General features: G+C 65.9%; 18 protein-coding genes. 11 read left to right on the top strand and 7 right to left on the bottom strand.

The genetic code is table 11. The annotated features are described in order from the left end of the window. Positions 1-32 precede the first annotated feature (32 nt). Genes KO481_RS22665 through KO481_RS22675 form a run of 3 tightly spaced genes read left to right on the top strand, consistent with a single transcriptional unit; the run spans position 33 to position 2034 of the window. A complete protein-coding gene (locus KO481_RS22665; RefSeq protein WP_215919433.1) occupies positions 33-875 on the top strand; it encodes an SH3-like domain-containing protein in 843 nt (280 codons plus the stop codon). 39 nt (positions 876-914) lie between these two features. Further along, positions 915-1622, top strand: coding sequence for a thiocyanate hydrolase subunit gamma (scnC, locus tag KO481_RS22670; protein ID WP_215919435.1), 708 nt, complete (start codon positions 915-917; stop codon positions 1620-1622). Position 1623: 1 nt separating this feature from the next. Then, a complete protein-coding gene (locus KO481_RS22675; RefSeq protein ID WP_245401301.1) occupies positions 1624-2034 on the top strand; it encodes a thiocyanate hydrolase in 411 nt (136 codons plus the stop codon). Positions 2035-2287: 253 nt separating this feature from the next. Here the strand turns inward: KO481_RS22675 and KO481_RS22680 are convergent, their stop codons facing one another. Further along, the gene (locus KO481_RS22680) at positions 2288-2983 is read right to left on the bottom strand and encodes an aquaporin (RefSeq protein ID WP_245401302.1); all 696 of its coding nucleotides are present in this window, start codon (positions 2981-2983) and stop codon (positions 2288-2290) included. 306 nt (positions 2984-3289) lie between these two features. Here KO481_RS22680 and KO481_RS22685 point away from each other — a divergent pair, with 306 nt between their 5' ends. The 4 genes from KO481_RS22685 to KO481_RS22700 all read left to right on the top strand — a co-directional run bounded on the left by KO481_RS22685 (position 3290) and on the right by KO481_RS22700 (position 7346). Further along, positions 3290-4189, top strand: a complete 900-nt coding sequence (locus KO481_RS22685; protein ID WP_281066152.1) for an NAD(P)-dependent oxidoreductase — start codon at positions 3290-3292, stop codon at positions 4187-4189. Then, on the top strand, positions 4186-4824 hold the full coding sequence (locus tag KO481_RS22690; protein WP_215919438.1) for a TetR/AcrR family transcriptional regulator: 639 nt from the start codon (positions 4186-4188) through the stop codon (positions 4822-4824). Before KO481_RS22685 ends, KO481_RS22690 begins: the two co-directional genes overlap by 4 nt. 60 nt (positions 4825-4884) lie before the next feature. Then, positions 4885-5850, top strand: coding sequence for an aldo/keto reductase (locus KO481_RS22695; RefSeq protein WP_215919439.1), 966 nt, complete (start codon positions 4885-4887; stop codon positions 5848-5850). A gap of 257 nt (positions 5851-6107) precedes the next feature. After that, positions 6108-7346, top strand: coding sequence for a thiolase family protein (locus KO481_RS22700; protein ID WP_215919440.1), 1239 nt, complete (start codon positions 6108-6110; stop codon positions 7344-7346). 235 nt (positions 7347-7581) lie between these two features. On the opposite strand, the gene KO481_RS22705 is transcribed toward KO481_RS22700, so the two are convergent. Then, on the bottom strand, positions 7582-8211 hold the full coding sequence (locus KO481_RS22705) for a TetR family transcriptional regulator (protein WP_215919441.1): 630 nt from the start codon (positions 8209-8211) through the stop codon (positions 7582-7584). Between KO481_RS22705 and KO481_RS22710 the strand changes: the two genes are divergently transcribed. Beyond that, the gene (locus KO481_RS22710; RefSeq protein ID WP_215919442.1) at positions 8210-8650 is read left to right on the top strand and encodes a winged helix DNA-binding protein; all 441 of its coding nucleotides are present in this window, start codon (positions 8210-8212) and stop codon (positions 8648-8650) included. The genes KO481_RS22705 and KO481_RS22710 overlap by 2 nt on opposite strands. A gap of 1056 nt (positions 8651-9706) precedes the next feature. Here KO481_RS22710 and KO481_RS22715 read toward each other — a convergent pair. Both KO481_RS22715 and KO481_RS22720 read right to left on the bottom strand, forming a co-directional pair. After that, positions 9707-11092: a hypothetical protein gene (locus tag KO481_RS22715; RefSeq protein WP_215919443.1), complete on the bottom strand. Its 1386-nt coding sequence runs from the start codon at positions 11090-11092 to the stop codon at positions 9707-9709. Between the two features lie 434 nt (positions 11093-11526). Then, positions 11527-12147, bottom strand: coding sequence for a TetR-like C-terminal domain-containing protein (locus KO481_RS22720; RefSeq protein ID WP_215919444.1), 621 nt, complete (start codon positions 12145-12147; stop codon positions 11527-11529). A gap of 44 nt (positions 12148-12191) precedes the next feature. On the opposite strand from KO481_RS22720, the gene KO481_RS22725 reads away from it, so the two are divergent. Further along, on the top strand, positions 12192-12521 hold the full coding sequence (locus tag KO481_RS22725; RefSeq protein ID WP_215919445.1) for a hypothetical protein: 330 nt from the start codon (positions 12192-12194) through the stop codon (positions 12519-12521). Positions 12522-12655: 134 nt separating this feature from the next. Then, entirely contained in the window at positions 12656-12985 is a 330-nt protein-coding gene (locus KO481_RS22730; RefSeq protein ID WP_215919447.1) for a hypothetical protein, read from the top strand. Positions 12986-13193: 208 nt separating this feature from the next. Here the strand turns inward: KO481_RS22730 and KO481_RS22735 are convergent, their stop codons facing one another. Further along, entirely contained in the window at positions 13194-13865 is a 672-nt protein-coding gene (locus tag KO481_RS22735) for a lysophospholipid acyltransferase family protein (RefSeq protein ID WP_215919449.1), read from the bottom strand. A 594-nt stretch (positions 13866-14459) separates the two neighbouring features. Here KO481_RS22735 and KO481_RS22740 point away from each other — a divergent pair. Then, a complete protein-coding gene (locus KO481_RS22740; protein ID WP_215919677.1) occupies positions 14460-14672 on the top strand; it encodes a cold-shock protein in 213 nt (70 codons plus the stop codon). Between the two features lie 345 nt (positions 14673-15017). On the opposite strand, the gene KO481_RS22745 is transcribed toward KO481_RS22740, so the two are convergent. Together KO481_RS22745 and KO481_RS44845 are read right to left on the bottom strand one after the other, a co-directional pair. Then, positions 15018-15608, bottom strand: coding sequence for a GNAT family N-acetyltransferase (locus KO481_RS22745; protein ID WP_215919450.1), 591 nt, complete (start codon positions 15606-15608; stop codon positions 15018-15020). Positions 15609-16003: 395 nt separating this feature from the next. Continuing rightward, positions 16004-17158, bottom strand: a complete 1155-nt coding sequence (locus KO481_RS44845; protein ID WP_372452098.1) for a BTAD domain-containing putative transcriptional regulator — start codon at positions 17156-17158, stop codon at positions 16004-16006. Positions 17159-17373 lie beyond the last annotated feature (215 nt).

The raw sequence follows: 17373 nt of genomic DNA on the forward strand, positions 1-17373 counted from the left end.
TGTCGAGATCGCTCACGGAAGGGAATCCCGTCATGACGATTACCGCGCGCGAGCGGGCCGACCGGCTCGACCTCCTCGGTCGGTTGCGGTCCGCCTTTCAGGACCTGCCGGATGCTCCGTACGAGCTGTCGAACGATCGCATCGAGGCATATCTGAAGACCTCGCACGACGTCGGCGGGATGCGCGATGCGCCGATCGAATTCCTCGAGAAGGAAGGCGAGCACTGGGAGCACAGCACGTATGTGATGGCCGAGGTGCTCGGGTGGCGTGGCATCTGGCTCTCGGAGGAGCGCAGGCGCCTGCACAACGTCGACCTGGGCAACACGATGTACTTGGGGCTGCCCTATTACGGCCGATGGTTGCTGGGTGTCGCGCGGGTGTTGATCGATAAGCACCTGGTCTCGTTGACCGAACTCACCGCCAGGTACAACGAGGTGAAGGCCCGTGTCGCCGATCTGGCGCCGCACGAGTTGCTGGAGCCGAAGCCGCGAACCATCGCCGACGGCAAGGACATTCCCCGCAACAAGCACCACGTGCACGCGGTCGGCAAGGGCGATCCACAGGTGTACGCCGGTCAAGCGCCTCCGGCCGAATTCGCGGTCGGTGACGCGGTGCGGGTCCGTGACGGGCAGGCACTGTTCTACACCCGTACCCAAGAGTTCGTTCGCGGCGCCGTCGGCGAGATCGTGACGCTCGCCTACGAGGCTCCGGCCGCCGAGGACGAGGCGTTCGACTACGAGGCCCTCGGTTCACCCCGGCCTGAATGGTTCTACATCGTCCGCTTCAAGATGACCGAGCTCTGGCCGGACTACACGGGCGAGCCGACCGACACGCTGCAGACCGAATTGCCCGAGCGCTGGATCCAGGCTGTGTGAGAGGCGAAACTCCAACTCCCGGAAAGGCTTTCGACCACCATGTCAACCACTGGGCACCAGCACGAGCATCGTCCGCCCGCGCCGATGGTCGAGGAGGTGTCCGACTTCGAGGTCCTGGAGGTTGCAGTGCGCGAACTCTGCCTCGAGAAGGGCATCTTCACCGCCGAGGATCACCGTGCGTTCACCGAGTTCGCCGAGCGCATCGGCCCGCTGCCCGCAGCGGCGCTCGTCGCCAAGTGCTGGCTCGACGAGGAGTTCAAACGCACCGCCCTGGCCGAGCCGATCGAGGCGTGCAAGGCCGTCGGAGTCGACTGGCTGGAACCCACAGGCTTCGGCACGCCCAGCGACTTCACCGCACTGCACATCCTCGAGGACACCCCGACGCTGCATCACGTCATCGTCTGCACGCTCTGCTCCTGTTACCCGCGGCCGCTGCTGGGCAACTCACCCGAGTGGTACCGCACGCCCAACTATCGTCGCCGGGTTGTCCGGTACCCGCGCGATGTCCTCGCCGAGTTCGGCACCTACCTGCCCGCCGACGTCGAGATCCGCATCGAGGACTCCAACCAGAAGCATCGGTTCATGGTGCTGCCGATGCGTCCCGACGGCACCGAGAACTGGTCCGAGGACGAGCTGGCCCGGATCGTCACGCGCGACTGCCTCATCGGCGTCGCCCTGCCCAAGCCTGGCGTGAGCGCGAACGTCACGGCCGACCGGATCCGCGAGGCGCATCGAGGAGGGAACTGACATGGCAGGGACGGACGAGCGGCACCGGTCCGCTGTGGTCGCGAAAGTCGACCCATCGCTATTGACTACTCACGTCCCAGTGCTCGATGACGTCGCCTCTCGCCACGAGCAGCTGTGGCCGGCGCTGAGCCGGAAGTGGTCGGTCGACAATCCCGTACCACCGTGGAAGAGCAGTCTCGACGGGATGTGCGACGCACTCGACGACGCTTCCCTGGTGCAGCCGGGAACGGTCCTGTCGTTCCGGGAGCGCCGCAACGAAGAGGACGCCCTGTCCCAGGAGCGGTACGTGGGCCTGCCGTTCCCCGAGAGTCAATTGCTCGCGCTGGCCCATTCGCTGGTCTGGCGCGGTGTCATCGACCAGGAGGCGCTGCGCGATCGCATGGCGACCGTGCGGCAACGCCTCGAAACCTGACATCGCCCCCCCCAAGACCAACCCTGGCCCGGAAGCGAGATCTCCTGCCGTACATGACGGTAGCTTCGGTCGACAGCGCCCGGGCGAAGGAATTCGTGATGTGCCGTTCGATCTCCATACGCATCCGATGGCTGGGGCCGCATCACTCGAGTGACAACCGGGCACGGTGTATCGGGAACGACGACTTGCGTCAGCTGTCGCTGCCGAGTTCCGTTTTCCCACAGTGAGTTCCGCCCGCCGTAGTACATGCCGGTCAGGTGTCGCGGGGAGGGAACCGTCGGAATGCGAGGCCTGCCGCTGCTGCACCGGCGAGTTGGGCGGGGATGTAGAGCAGTGTGGCGGGCGTGAACAGGTTCATCGTGATCGCGCCGAGGACGACGGCCGGATTGAAGGCGGCACCGAATACCCCGCCGACGATGACCCCTCCCGCCGCGACTGTGGATCCGATCGCCAAGGCTGGCATCGGGTTGGGAAACCGTGGCCCACCGGCGGCGACATTGAGCACCACGAACGCCAACGCGAAGGTGAACGCGAGTTCTATCGCAAGCGAGCCGACCAGTATCCGGCGGCTGGGGTCGATGTGCTGTGGTGCACGCGAGCCGACGACCGCCGGAACGACCAGTGCGGCAACCAGTCCGGCCGTCACCTGGGTGAGCCAGTAGCCGCAGGCAGTGCCAGGGCGGATCCGGCCGCGCACGAGCGCCGCGAAGGTGACCGCGGGGTTGTAATGGCCGCCGGATACGCGCTCGCCCGCGTACACCATCACCATCAGTACGACTCCGGCGGCCAGCGGCGCCAGCGCAGTTCCGCTGCGCGCGGTGGCTCCGACGGCGAAGACCACGAAGAACGTGCCGATCGCCTCGACAGCGAGTTTGGGGGCGATATCGAGCGCCGAGTCCGCGCGTCGCATGTCGGCGCGGGTCGTGTCGATGTCTGTCGTATCGGGCATGAGGCTCCACCTTTCCGAAACTTACAGGCTCGTATATGTGACGGTAGGCAGGCCGAGCCGTCTCATGCTCAGAGCAGCCTATGTTTGCAGTTGCAGACCGGTTACGAGGACGACAGCAGGGTTACGCTCACGTATCACACCTGGCGATATACAAAACTCGCAGTATAGTAATTGTCAGAGATGTCGAACCGGAGCATAGAAGCCCGGAGTCCGATCCGGGCAACCGCAATCATCCGGTCGACGCCCGGCAGCGATCACTGATACGCGCAGGATCGCGCCGGTATCCGGGATAGGAAGGAAATGCGCATGGCGGCAATAGGTTTCGTTGGCCTGGGAGCTATGGGAAGTCGCTTCGCGCGTCGTCTGCTCGACGGCAACACCGTGTACGGCACCAACCGCACCGCCGCGAAAGCGGCCGATCTCCTCGCGCGCGGCATGATCTGGCGGGACACACCACGCCAGGTCGCCGGCTCGGCGGACGTCGTATTCACGGCCGTGTCCGACAATGCGGCGTTGCAGGCGGTGTACGAGGGCCCCGACGGCATCGTGGCCGGATTGCGGTCCGGGCAGGTCGTGGTCGACATGAGCACGGTCGGTCCCGGCACCGTGGCAGAAATCGCCGACCAGGTCGAGTCCCGGGGCGCTCATATGGTCAGCGCGCCGGTGTCCGGCAGTGTGCCCGCGGCCGCCGAGGGCAGCCTGGTCATCATGGCCGGTGGACCGTTCGGCGCGGTCACCGCCATCGAACCTTTGCTGTACCGGCTGGGCCGCCAGGTCGCCTACGTCGGAACCCGAACCCAGGCCCTGACACTCAAACTGGCGATCAACGTCAGCCTCGCCAACCAGATCCTCGCCTTCAGCGAAGCGCTGATGCTGGCCGAAAAAGCAGGGATCGACCCCGCACAGGCCGCCTCGATAATGACCGACAGCCCCATCGGATCGCCCGCGCTGCAGGCACGCGCGCCGATGGCCCTGCACCTACCCCAGCGTGCGTGGTTCGATATCCGCGCCATGCGCAAGGACCTGTGCCTCGCGACCGACACCGCTGCCGGTCTCGGAATGCACATGGCCACCGCAACAGTCGCCCGCGACGCGGTCGAGCGCGCCGTGGATCACGGGTACGCCAACCGCGACCTGGCCGGGCTGTACGCAGCCCTGCACGGCCGGATACCGGCGACCGGCGAGCCGATCGGGAGCCGACGGTGACCGAGGCCCCCTCGACGGTGCACCGCGGCCGGCCCCGGGACGAGAAAGCTCGCGAGGCGATCCTGGACGCGGCGATGGACTCGCTGCTCGACCACGGTGTCACCGCCATGAACATGGACCTGGTGGCGGCAGCGGCCGGGGTCAGCAAGGCCACCATCTACCGCTGGTGGCCCGGCAAGGAAACCCTCGCCATGGACGCTCTGTACCGCACATGGGGGTCCGTTCCCGAGCCCCCCGACACCGGATCGCTACGCGATGACCTGCGAAACCTGCTGTGGCCGTGGACAGAACTGCTCACCCGACGCCCCTACGGACGGGTCATCGCCGGCCTGCTCGTCCGGGTCCGCGCCGACCCCGATTTCGCACTCCATTACCGCACACGTTTCCTGGACCAGCGCCGTGAACACGGACGCCTGATCCTGCAGCAAGCCATCGCCCGAGGCGAGATCCCCGCCCGCACACACACCGAGACCGTCCTGGACCTGCTCTACGGTCCCGTCTACCACCGGCTGATGCACGGCCACGCCCCGCTCGACCAGACCTTCGTCGAGGACATCGTCGACATCGTCCTGGACGGTATCCGGCCTCGAACCGACACCACGATCACCCGGCCGCAGCTCGGGCAGGACCCGTGACTGTCGTCGCGGCCGAGCTGCCCGGACTGCACAGATTCGCCGAACACCCTAGGAGGACATATGACAACCAAGGCGTTGACCACCACGGAACTCGGCTCGACCGGCATGCAGATCACCCGCGTCGGCTTCGGTGCATGGGCCATCGGAGGCGGTGAGTGGGAGTTCGGCTGGGGACCACAGCAGGATTCCGAGTCCATCGCGACAATCCAGCACGCACTCGAGGCGGGCGTCAACTGGATCGACACCGCGGCCGCCTACGGTTTCGGCCGATCCGAACGCGTGGTCGGCGTGGCGCTGCGGGACAGCGAGAAGCGCCCGTTCGTGTTCACCAAATGCTCGTTGCTCGACGATGGCACCGGACATGTGCGGCACAGCCTGCGCCGGGATTCGGTGCTCCGGGAGGCCGAGGCCAGCCTGGAGCGGCTCGGTGTGGACGCTATCGACCTGTATCAGATCCATTGGCCCGACCCGGATTCGGACATCGAGGAAGGCTGGGCCGCGCTCGCGGAATTGAAGGAACAGGGCATCGTCCGGCATATCGGGGTGTCCAACTTCGATGTCGCCCAGTTGCGCCGCATCGCCTCGATCGCACCGGTCGAGACACTGCAACCGCCCTACTCGCTGGTCGACCGGGCCGCCGAAGCCGAGGCCCTGCCCTACGCCGAAAAGACCGGCATCGGAGTCATCGTCTACTCACCGATGGGTTCGGGGTTGCTGACCGGTGCGATGACCCGGGAACGGGCAGCGCAGCTGCCCGGCAACGACTGGCGCGCACACGACGCCCGCTTTACCGAGCCCCAACTGTCGCACCATCTTTCGACCACCCAGCGGCTGCGCACGGTCGCCGACCGCTACGGCCTCACACCCGGCGCCGTCGCGGTCGCGTGGACGCTGAGCAACCCCGCAGTGGACGCCGCGATAACCGGCTACCGACGGCCCGAGCAGGTCGATCCGATCATCGCCGCCGCCGATCTCCGGCTCACCGAGAACGATCTCGCCGAGATCGATCCCCAACGGCAGCCCTGACCACCACGGACCGGGCTTGCGTCACACCGATCCATCGACGGCCAGTACAACAACGTTGCGGCGGCAACAGCCGTACCGGAAACAGCTAGGGCCGCGGCAGCAGCGATCCCGATACTGCCAGGATTCTGACGAATGCAGCCTCGGCGCTGGTGTCCCTTTGGGCTGAGGGGAATCCTTTCCGAAATCGAGGCAAGATCGAAAGCAGCAGCGACGGGTCGATCGTTGCGACCCTGACGACACTCTCGAAGGAGATCGTGATGACGGAAGCTTTCGTGCTCGGTGGCGTCCGGACGCCGTTCGCTCGATACGGTGGTTCGCTGTCGCACATTCGGGCCGACGACCTACTGGGGATGACGATGAAGGGTGCGTGCGAGCGCGTCGGCGTGGGTCTCGATCAGATCGAGGACATTGTCGCGGGTTGCGTCAATCCGGCCCACGAGGGGATGGGTGATGTCGCGCGGTGGGCGGCGCTGGCGGCGGGATTCCCCGACACGGTGGCCGGGGCGACGATCAACCGATTCTGCGGGTCGTCTCTGAGTGCGACCGTCAATGTCGCGCACGCGATCAAAGCGGGGGATCTGGGCGTCGGGATCGCCTGTGGCGTCGAGTCGATGTCGCGGTCGGGATGGGCGTACATGAAGGGCGACAGCCCGTTCGGCCCCCGTGGCCCGGTCATCCTGCTCGACACCATGTGGGCGGGCGCGGGCGGTCCCGCCAATCCGGTGCTGCTGGCGCGCAATGCTTACATCGGAATGATCGAGACAGCACAGAACGTCGCCGACCGCTACGGGCTGACCAGAGAGGAGATCGACGCGTTCGCGCTCCGGACGCAGCGAAACGCCAAGGCGGCCCGGGATTCCGGGCGGCTGGCCAAAGAGATCATGCCGGTAGAGATCGCCGCGACGAGGAAGACCCCCGCCCGCCTGTTCGAACACGACGAATTCATCCGCGACGACACCACCGCCGAAAGGCTGGCGTCACTGCCCCCGCAGCCGGGGACGACGCAGATGACCGCCGGGAACTCGACTCCCCTGACCGATGGAGCCAGCGCACTGGTGCTGGCCTCGGGTGAACGAGCGGCCGAACTCGGCGTCGAACCGCTGGCGCGGGTGGTGTCGTCCGCGGTGTACGGGATCGATCCGCTCTACATGGGTCTGGCTCCGGCGTGGGCTCTGCCGCTGGCGATTCGACGCGCGGGCCTGACACCCGAGCAGATCGACGTGTGGGAAGTACACGAGGCATTCAGCGCCCAAGCCCTGGGCGTGCTGCGTGAACTGCCCAACCAGCTGGGCGGTTTCATCATCCCCGACGAGAAGCTGACACCGAACGGCGGCGCGGTGGCAATCGGTCATCCGTTCGGCGCCACCGGCGCCCGCTACGTCCTGACCTTGGCAACCGAACTGCGGGAACGCAATGCGCGCTACGGCGCGATCGGAGTCTGCGTCGGATCCGGGCAAGGAGTCGCAATCGTCCTCGAAAACCCTTCCGCCGCCTGAGAAATCTCGTTCTGCCGGCCTCGGATCGGCACGGCCAGTGGATCTTCCGATTCCCCGCGCCGGCCGGTTCGGTCAGCGCCGTCAGCGGCATGACAGCGCGGTGCCTGCCGCCATGCCGCATGTTCACTGAATCAGCGGAAGTCGTCACGCATCGGTGAAGGGCGGCGGGCAGCCGGCGGGAAGGAAGGGGGACCGCAAGAGCCCCGGGATACGGCAAGAGGCCGGGATGGCTTCCTCAACGCTGTTTCGCGCTGCCCGGCGTGAGTTCCAGGGCGGTGGGGATTGCCGCGAAGGCGTGGTGCAGGCGGTCGATGAGGGCCGCGCGGCCACCGTCGCCGTCGGCCTGGACCCAGGTGCGACCGGCGATGCTCCAAGCCGTGGTGGTGAGTTCGGCGAGGATGTGTGGGCGCAGGTCGTCCGGGTCGAGGTCGAGTTTGCTTGTCAGGCAGGCGATTACCTGTTTCTCTATACCGGAACGGTGGTATTCGAGGTGGCCCATCAGAGTGGGGGCGGTGAGGACCAGTCGCCGGGTGGCGATGTAGCGGCGGTCCCAGTCCACGGGCAGGGCCTCGGCGGCCTCGGTGAGGATGTCCCGGAGCTCGGTGAGTACGGGACCGGTGAATTCCCGCTGTTCCAGTGCCGCAAGGTAATTCGACCAGAGCAGCGTCTCGGCCTCGACGGCGACGGCTTCCTTGGTGGCGAAGGCGCGGAAGAAGGTGCTGCGCGAAACCTCGGCCTCCTCGACCAGTTGCTCCACGGTGGTGGCGTCGAAGCCCTGCTCGGTGAACAGGCGCAGGGCGACGTCGGCGAGGGTGCGGCGGGTGCGCAGCCGCTTGCGTTCGCGTAGCGGCAGGGAGGCCGACATGACCACCACCGCCCCCACCCTGAACCCGTCGATCATCGGCCAGGCCGAGAAGCACCACGCCGCCGTCCTGACCCGGGCCCTGTCCGGCACCACGCTGAACGAGCAGCGCTGGATCACCCTAAACCAGGCCCTGGCCGCCGATGGCCCGGTCGAGCGGTCCGCTCACATCGACCGGGTCGCCGCGATGACGCAGTGGGAGCCCGCCACCGTCGCGGACGCGGTCACCGCACTGGTCGACGGCGGACTGCTGACCGAGTTGTCCGACGGTCAGGTGGGAATCACCGAAGCCGGTCGCGACATGGTCGCGCAGGTGCGCGCCGCGTCCGGCAAGATCCTGGGCGCCGCCTACGGCGCGGTCTCCGCCGAGGAGCTGGCCATCGCGGCCCGCGTGCTGGTCACCATCACCGCCCGCATGTCCGAGGAGCTGGCCCGCGCGTGAATCCCGTCCCCGGAAACGACTCGGCCCGCACCTGAGAGGCGGATGCCGGGGATCGTGCGACCGCGGACGCCACCTGACGCTGCGAGAACACCGCCACTCATCGCTGAGAGTCACAGCGCAGGCGGTTCAGACCGGGCGCTGACGTTCGTCAGCTCACCGTTTTCCGAGCGCGGCCCGCCAGGTTCGATCTCGGGGTGTAGGTCCCGGAAATTGGCTCGGACGTAGCCTGCCGTTGACCTTGAATGGCTACTCTGGCGCAGGTCGGCCCCTCTGCGATGGCGCAGACCCCTCGGCATTGCCCCCGGGCCCGTGTGGCATTCCTCGCGCGCGGTCGACCTCGGCGTACACCACCGCCGCGAGTTGCGAATCCAGCCCGCCCCGGTGAGACCGGGCGTCGGGCCAGGAATTCGGAGGTGCGCCATGACAGCAACCCCACGCGAACCACGCAGTGACGCGTTCGCTCGCCGGCCGGGAAAGCGGCACACGACCACACCCGCCATCACCAGCGATTCCGATGACGATCTGCCAGTGGTGCGCTGGCCGGAGCCGAGTCGGCTCGAATCGTGGTGGCACGCCATCATGCACCCCACCGCCGAGCCGCCCACATCCACATGACCAGAACCGGCTCGATCGGCACACAACGGTAGTTCCCAGCACGGACAATCCGACGAATTCCACCCGGGGTACGGGATTCCGGAGCATCACGATGGTGCGACCGTTCGGTATCTTTTGCGGGTAGCGTTCGGCGTATGGTGGTGCGCCATCCGGCGCCGATGCTCGCCGCGACCGGGCCCGCTCCCGCCGACGACGACACCCGGTACGGGGTGTGACCACCGTGTCAACGTCCAGTCTGCGGGCGACGGCGAGGAGTCGAAACGGTTCTATGACCGAAAACGCCTGGAAGACAAGATTTATCAGCAGGCTGTGCTCGCGCTGGCGCGGCGGCGTCTGGACGTGGTGTAGGCGCTGTTGCGGGAGCAACGGCGTCCACGAGCCACGTCCAGCGTGCGCGCGGACGGCCTGGTCAGCCTCGGTGGGGTCGGTCCCCGTGTTCTGCTAGTAGCCGCGGTGGACGCACAGGAGCTGCTCCTGAGTGCCGTTCTTGTCGCGGTAGGCAACGAGTGCTGGGCCCTGGGCACTGGAGTGGGCACCGAACCGGGTGTCGGTGCTCCAGCTGCTGCCATTGAATCGGGTCCACCACAGCTGCTTGTCGTTGGTGGCGCCGCGATGCGCGCAGTACAGGTGGTTGTCGAAGACGGCCAGAGCTGGGCCTTCGGTGCTCTTGTGAGCGGGCAGCGCGCTATCGCCGTGCCACCTACCGCCACTGAAGCTGTTCAAGTACAGAACCGACGAGTCATAGGCCGTGTACATCGCATACAAGGCGTTCTTGTAGACGGCGAGGGCGGGGTTGGAGTTGGTCTTGCCGGGTATCGAGCCTTCGCTACCCCAGCTGTTGCTGTTGCCGGACAGGGTTCGCCAGTACAGCTGGTTGTTGTTGTAGCCCTTGTAGGCGCAGAACAGCTTGCCATCATAGGCTGCCAGGCCCGGACCGTGACTGGTCCTGCCACCGATCCGGACATCATCGCTCCACGTGGTGCCGTCGAAAGTGGTCCACCACAGTTCGTTGTCGCTGCCACCACCGCGGTGTACGCAGTGCAACTTTCCGTTGTAGGCGGCCAGAGCGGGGCCTGCGCCACTGGTGTGGGCAGGGAACTCCGTGTCGTCCGACCAGCCGGTATCGGGATCGTAGACGGTCCACCAGAGCTTTTGATTGTTGTCGCCGCGGTGCACGCAGTACAGCTTTCCGTTCAACGCGGCCAGGGCGGGGTTGGATTTGGATTTGTGGGCGGCGAACTTCTCGTCCTGGTTCCAGCTTTCAGCGGTCTCGTAGACGGTCCACCACAAGCTGGTGTCGTCCTTGGGCGCCAGGGAGATCGGGATGAGCATCATCGGAGCGATCCACGGGGAAACCAGCCGGCATCCGTAGGTCTCGCCCACTGCCTTGATCCAGTTGGCCTTGAGCTTGCAGGATGCGTCGATCAACGGCGCGAACGGTTTCAGCTTCGGGAACTGCTGCAATGCCGAGCCGATGTACTCGGTGAGATGGGCAGCCGCAATAGCCCCTTCCTTGTTGAGGACCATCTCGAACCCCCACCACTTCGTGTTGAAGTGGACTTCGATCCCTTTGGCGGCCATCTCGCGCTGTGCGTCTCGGATCTGGTCCTGGCTCGCCCGCGGCAACTCGGCGATCTGCTCATCCTCCAGACGCCGCGCCTCGGCCAGTCGCTCGGCCGCTATCTGCTGCGCCTCCGTCTCGCTCACCGCATACCCCGGCTCCACCTCCTCCCGTGGAACGCCCTGCTCGATCAACTCCGCGGTACCGGCACCGCCCTTGCCGTCAGTCTGCTGAGCAACCTTCGCGGTCGGATGTGTTTTCGACATGGCTCGATTCCGTTCTGTCGGTGGTCGACCAGTGGAACTTTGCGTAACGAACTGCACCTGGTGTCGCCGGTGCCTTGCCCCCTTGACAAGAGGATATCCGCTTCGGGACCGTCGATGCTTCGGCTTGTTTCGAAACATCTGCACGGTCTGGTTCAGCGGAGCCAACCGAGCTGCATGGGAAGGCTCAGAGCCCTCCACCCGAACTGGCACAGACGGCGAATCGTGCGGCCGGTGAGCAGTGCCGATCGAACGTGTGGCGCAACGCTTCTCAGCAATCCGGTGATCCCGCTCGGATGCCGTTCGAGGAATAGCCGTCGGGTCCGGCTGTGCCGCAGGGCCTCGGGTGACCGGCGCGCCCCGGACCTTGTCACCTATCTCTGGACGGTCGACGCCGAACTCGTCCAGGGATAGGTAGCAAACCGCAACTCGAGGCATTAGGGTGTCGTCCGGCTAGTGGCTGGGCGGTGATCGTGGCGCGGTGCTGTGGGGCTGGTGTCGTGTGGCCATATGGCGCTCAGCACGCGGTTCGGCCAATCGTCGGGGATGCCTGCGAGGGTGACGTAGCGGCCGTAGAAAGAGCCGATGAGCATGCTGGTGAGCGCGTCGAGGTCGGCGGAGTCCGGAAGATCGCCTGCTGCCAGCGCTTGCCGGAGCAGCGCTCGTCGCGGCTCGACGAGGCGGGTCTTGAAGAGCTCGAGCAGTTCGGGGTGGCGTTCCTCTTCGGCAAGCAGTGAGCCGAGGATGGCCAGCGCGGGAACAGCTCGCAGGTTGCTGTGGAAGTTCTCCAGGATCGCCAGGGCGTGGGCACGCGGGGACGGGGCACCGGCTGGTGGTTCCTCGACCCGTAGCGCGCCGATCACCGCGGCGACCAGCTGCGCCTTGTTCCGGTACCGGCGTCGGAGGCTGGGCGTGGTGGTGCCTGCGGCGGCGGCCACGGCTTCCAGTGACATGCGGGCGTAGCCGAGCTCGCCGAGGTGGCGGGCGGCGGCTGCCAGGATCGCTTGGTCCAGGGCCGGGTTCCGCGGTCGTCCGGCTTTCGGTTGCAGGGTGCTCATTACGATGCGATAGTACATCGAAACGTAATTGAGAAGGGTTCACCATGACCGAGCCTTTGCCGGCGAGCGCGGTTGTTCGCGTCTCACGCGCCACCTTCGCCCCGAACCTGTTTGCCGAGGTCGACACCCTGAACACGAAGCAAGCGGAGTACCTGATCCCGGCCATCGAGCAACTGCCGGGCCTCATTCACTTTTACTCGGGCGTCTCGCCGGAGGGCTCGATTATGCAGATCAGCGTCTGGGACACCGACGAGCACGCGGCGCAACTGAACGGGCTGAAGGAGATGGCCGTCGTAGCGCGCGGGGAGGCGGAGGCGGTCGGTGTCACGTTCGAACGCCCGATCGTCCACTACCCGATCGACTGGACCATCTGACCTGATCCGGTAACGCGGCATCAGACTTGCAATGCGGCTTGAAACCGGTTGGCCTGCAAAGGTTCCGCGCCGGATCCTCGAACGCGGGATTGTCCGGTCCACCGGGAAAACTGTTCACCGAAGAAAGGATCACTATGACCGAGACCTTGCCGACGACCGCGGTTGTCCGCGTCGGACTCGCTAGTTTCGACCCGAGCAAGTTCGCCGAGTTCGACGCCCTCGCCAGGAAGCAGGCGGAGTACCTGACCCCGGCCATCGGACAACTGCCGGGCATTCGCCACTGGTACAGCGCCGTCTCGCCGGATGGCTCGTATGCCAATGTCAGCATCTGGGACTCCGAAGAGCACGCAGAGCAGATGAATAACCTGAACGAAATGGTCGTCGTCGCACGCGGCGAAATGGCGGCGGTCGGTGGCATGACGTTCCACCCGATCGTCAACTACCCGATTACCTGGACCATCTGATCTGACACGGCAACCCGGGCTCACTACGCCACCCGCCCCGGCGGGATCCGGTCGAGGCCTTCTCGGCCCGGCGGGATCTCGTCGAGGGGCCCGGCATCAGCAGGCGACCCGATAGTGAGATGAATATCCTCGGAGGGGAATTAGAGACGCCGCGACGATCACGATCTCGACCGACCGGCTGGGAACACTTTGCGGTCAGCGACTACATCTACGCAGGGTTGTCACGGCGTGCGTACTCGTCCACGTACTCCTGCCCGGACGCACGGTGTAGTTCGGCCATCAGTTGATCCGTGGCCGCGCGCACCACCCGGTGATCCTGCGCCAGCTCCGCGAACCGAGCCAGGTCCAGTGGTGCACCGACCGTGATGCCGACCCGTCCGAACCGCAGTCGTCGCGACCCGCGCGGGTTCACCTGCTCGGTCCCGGTCATCACCACCGGCAGGACCGGCGCTCCGGTCGTCAACGCAACCCGCATGACCCCGGTTTTGCCCTTGTACAGTCGCCCGTCCGGTGACCGGGTACCCTCCGGATAAATCCCCCAGATTCCGCCCTCGCGCAGAATCCGCTCTGCGGTCCGCAGTGCTGCTGCCGCCGCGTCCACGTCATTGCGATCGATCGGCACCTGGCCTACCGCGGTAAGGAACCATCGCATCAGCCAACCCTTGAGCCCGGTCCCGGTGAAGTACTCCGCCTTCGCCACGAACGTCATCCGCCGCCGGATCATCAGTGCCAGGAAGAACGAATCTGCCACCGCCTTGTGATTGCTCGCGAGGATCACCGGTCCGGACTTCGGAATATGGTGCATTCCGGTAATCCTCGGCCGCCCGATCATCCACAGCACCGGCCCGATGACGACGTACTTGAACAGTAGATACCACACACTGCACTCCATCCGTAGACACGTGAGTTCGAACAGATGACTGGACCGCCGCCACCACTGCCGCGGTCGACCTGGCAACCGCCCTGCGAACACCTCGACATCGGTTGGCGGCCCTGGCGCTTCGCTCATCCGCGACCACCCATCCTCACGAGTCCATGGCAGGGACATACCCGCCCGGGGTCGTCTCTGTCGCCCGAGCGCTATCGCGTTTCACATCGGTGTCTTATGTCGTGTGAGATCCCCCGAAAAAGTCGGTTGAGTGGGACGAACTCGCTGGACCGATCGCATCCTTACCGAAACCCCACTAGTATGCAGCAACTTGTGAGCAACTGGTGGGGTTCGGAACTGGTGAGAATCGGTATTCGCGCAGTCGGTATTCGGGGCGTCGGTGTCCTACTCACTCATCTGAACCGGACGTTGCGGGACTGAGGTCGCTTACTGCCCGGCCGCAGGAGCCACGTCGGTCCTCGCATTTTCGGTGTGGCTCACCGCCTCGGAAGCCCTCCTGGGAAGGCCGAACAAGCGATGATCAATCCGGTGACGGGCAATCATGACCGTCACGACTCGACTACCTCACATGAAGCGGGTGTGGCCATGGCCGGCAGGCAGAGCGGGACTGTGAAGTTTTTCAACGACGAGAAGGGGTTCGGTTTCATCACTCCCGATGGTGGAGGGAACGACCTGTTCGTGCACTTCAGGGCGATCCAGTCCGAGGGCTTCAAGTCGCTCAAAGAGGGTCAGAGGGTGTCGTTCGTTGCCGTCCAGGGGCAAAAGGGCATGCAAGCCGATGAGGTCCGGCCGGAGTGATGGGACCGCGGTCATGAGCCACCCGGTCAACCCGGAGTACATCACAGTCTCCGGATTCATCAGGCGGTTCACCGGATGCCCGCGACCGAGTTGTGGCCGCACAATGAGCGGGCCTCTGCCCGCCGCGGTGACAAGACCCCACGGGCCCAAACCAGCCCTGACCGCTGGGCGGGCCGGTCAATTGCGTGAGCGTGCCACGACCGGGTGAGCGGAAGTCGGTGCTTGCCAAGGAGTTCGGCATCAGCCGCGAAACCGTTCACAGCTACCTGCGGGCCGAGGCGTCACAGGCCGAGCCGGGCCCGGGGTGTACCCCAACACCACAGCGTGTGCGAAGGAAGTGATCGGTCAGGCCCAGTCGCCTCGGATGCGGGCGTGTAGGTGCATGTCGTGTCGGCCGTCGTCGTGCACCGCGGCGCTGCGCTTGGTGCCCTCCAGGAGATAGCCGGACTTTCTGGCAACCCGGCACGAGGCATGGTTACGCGTCGAGTGGTCCAGTTCCAGGCGTTGGAAACCGATCTCGTCGAGAGCCCAGGCAGTCAATGCCGACAGGGCGCGCGAGGCGACACCGGCGCCCCGGGCGGCCGGGAGCACCCAGTAGCCGACGCCAGCGATGCCGTCGTCGAAGTCCAAGCCGCGCAGCGCGATCCGGCCGAGCACCTCCTCGCCGTCGCGGGTGACAGCCCAGTGGCCGCCCTTCTCCTGTTGCCAGTCCTGACGGTATGTGTCGAACCATTCCCGGACCTGAGTCTCGGCGGAGGGTCGGCGCGTGTGCCAGCGGCGGGTCTCGCCGTCCTGATAAGCGGAGAGAAAGGCTGGCGCGTCGGCTGGCTCCCAGGGGCGAAGCAGCAGGCTCCCGGCGGCGGGAAGAACGGGTTGAGGGGAGCCAGCGAGAACCCCGGAGGGGACTGCGGGCGGCGTCGACAGGGCGCGAGTCATGGGCCATGATCCTCCGACGACGACGCCGCACGTCAAGGCCGCAGACACAACCCTTCACCAGGTGCGGAAGCGAGACCGTTAGCTCCACCTGCTCGGGTTTGGCGCTATAGAACCTCATCAGCTCCCCGACCTCATCAGGGGCCTGTGCGGTCTTGCCGCTCTCCATATAGCTCAGCTTCGCCGATGTGCAACCGATCTTCTTGGCTGCTGCCAGCTGGGTGATCACCCTGGGCACGACCCACGCCGCAGCCGAGCGAACTCGAACACCATCCGGACGGGCCGGTTGCTCACCTGCGGTTCGCTCGAATCGGCGGCTGCTGGCTGATCTTTCGGCGAGAGTCGGACGATGCCGGGGAGGAAGCGCGCGGATAGCTCGATTCATGGACAGGGTCTGATCAGTGCTCGGCCTCGAAGATCAGGGAAACACCGCAGATGCAGATCTCGTCACCACTATTCAGAAGTTCGATGGCGCCACGGGGCAAATCGACGCCACGAAGCTGCGTGAGGTTGAGCGAGCCGCGATCCCGGACCACGAGTCCGGCGCGAGTGTGCAGGACCTCGGCGTGGTAGCGACTGACATCCTCACGGTCGATGACGATGTCATTGTCGGGTGCCCGGCCGATGCGCAAACCGGCGCGGCCTATCGGGAACGCGGCGTTGTCGGAGGCGCGGCGAAGTCGACCGCGCCGCAACGCATCCGGCAGGGCGCCGACTGTGGTCCGCAAACTCGGGCCAGCGACGGGCCCGAGCTGGCCGGCGTGAACCTGCTTCTCCAGCTCCAGCAGCGCAGGACTCGGGTCCAGGCCGAGTTCCTGATGGTGGAGCAACCGCATCTGCCGGCATGCCTGACGTGCTTCGGATTGACGTCCGGCCAGAGCCAGCGCCCAGATCAGCCGAGACCAATGTCGATCGGCGTAGGGGTCGTCCCGAACCAGCGCCTGCAAATCGGCGACGGCCTCGTTGTACCGGCTGGCACTCAACCGCGCATCTACCAGCGCCGAGAGAGTTTCGCGCCGTTCATTGTCGAGTGCGCGGCCGATTCGGTCGAAATATCCGATAGTTCGCAGATTCGCGAATGCTTCACCATTCCACTGCGACAGTGCCTGCTCGAGTTCGACCACGGCGCGATCGGCTGCACCCGCCGCGAGCGCATCCAGACCGCTCCGCCGCAAGCTGGCGAAAATGTCTGCATCACAACACCAGTCGTCGACATCGAGGAAGTAGCCGGGCGCAGCGGTGCGCAGCAGTGGCGGTGCGCCGGCCTGCTCGAGTGAGCGGCGTAGTTTGGATACCATCGCATGTAGATTCGTCTGTACCTGCGACAGCAGTGCGCCGTCCCACACCGTATCTGCGAGCGCTGCGGCCGACACCACTCGCTGGCGCTCGATCGCCAGGCGTGCGATGAGAGCCTGCCGACGTGGGCCGCCGACCGCCACCGACTTACCACCCACCTCGACTCGCACCGGGCCGAGCACCGAGATGAACAGCGGTGCGGCAGAGGACCGGTTCACCGCGCACCTCCTCGCTATTTCCGTATGCGGAAGATTCACGCGCCGTGGGGCTTCCGTTGTACGCGCTCTGTATTGGATATCAGCACAGCGACCCCGCGCCCGACGCAGGCCTCCCCGGCCGAGCAGACTGCCGCCGAGCAACCTCGTGTCGGCGGGTCGATGCCGGGCGCCATTGCGATGACGACGCTGACGGCTGCGTATGCCGCGCCGACGGGCTTGTGGCCGGACGAAGGTGTTTCAGCTCGGCGAATTCC

Source organism: Nocardia albiluteola, from assembly GCF_018860155.1.
In the GTDB taxonomy this organism is placed as follows: domain Bacteria; phylum Actinomycetota; class Actinomycetes; order Mycobacteriales; family Mycobacteriaceae; genus Nocardia; species Nocardia albiluteola.

Excerpts from the sequence above, each read along its gene's own strand:
- KO481_RS22665 (WP_215919433.1), top strand. The coding sequence starts at position 33 with ATGACGATTACCGCGCGCGAGCGGGCCGACCGGCTCGACCTCCTCGGT.
- scnC (WP_215919435.1), top strand. The coding sequence starts at position 915 with ATGTCAACCACTGGGCACCAGCACGAGCATCGTCCGCCCGCGCCGATG.
- KO481_RS22675 (WP_245401301.1), top strand. The coding sequence starts at position 1,624 with ATGGCAGGGACGGACGAGCGGCACCGGTCCGCTGTGGTCGCGAAAGTC.
- KO481_RS22680 (WP_245401302.1), bottom strand. The coding sequence starts at position 2,983 with ATGCCCGATACGACAGACATCGACACGACCCGCGCCGACATGCGACGC.
- KO481_RS22685 (WP_281066152.1), top strand. The coding sequence starts at position 3,290 with ATGGCGGCAATAGGTTTCGTTGGCCTGGGAGCTATGGGAAGTCGCTTC.
- KO481_RS22695 (WP_215919439.1), top strand. The coding sequence starts at position 4,885 with ATGACAACCAAGGCGTTGACCACCACGGAACTCGGCTCGACCGGCATG.
- KO481_RS22700 (WP_215919440.1), top strand. The coding sequence starts at position 6,108 with ATGACGGAAGCTTTCGTGCTCGGTGGCGTCCGGACGCCGTTCGCTCGA.
- KO481_RS22710 (WP_215919442.1), top strand. The coding sequence starts at position 8,210 with ATGACCACCACCGCCCCCACCCTGAACCCGTCGATCATCGGCCAGGCC.
- KO481_RS22705 (WP_215919441.1), bottom strand. The coding sequence starts at position 8,211 with ATGTCGGCCTCCCTGCCGCTACGCGAACGCAAGCGGCTGCGCACCCGC.
- KO481_RS22715 (WP_215919443.1), bottom strand. The coding sequence starts at position 11,092 with ATGTCGAAAACACATCCGACCGCGAAGGTTGCTCAGCAGACTGACGGC.
- KO481_RS22720 (WP_215919444.1), bottom strand. The coding sequence starts at position 12,147 with ATGAGCACCCTGCAACCGAAAGCCGGACGACCGCGGAACCCGGCCCTG.
- KO481_RS22725 (WP_215919445.1), top strand. The coding sequence starts at position 12,192 with ATGACCGAGCCTTTGCCGGCGAGCGCGGTTGTTCGCGTCTCACGCGCC.
- KO481_RS22730 (WP_215919447.1), top strand. The coding sequence starts at position 12,656 with ATGACCGAGACCTTGCCGACGACCGCGGTTGTCCGCGTCGGACTCGCT.
- KO481_RS22740 (WP_215919677.1), top strand. The coding sequence starts at position 14,460 with ATGGCCGGCAGGCAGAGCGGGACTGTGAAGTTTTTCAACGACGAGAAG.
- KO481_RS22745 (WP_215919450.1), bottom strand. The coding sequence starts at position 15,608 with ATGACTCGCGCCCTGTCGACGCCGCCCGCAGTCCCCTCCGGGGTTCTC.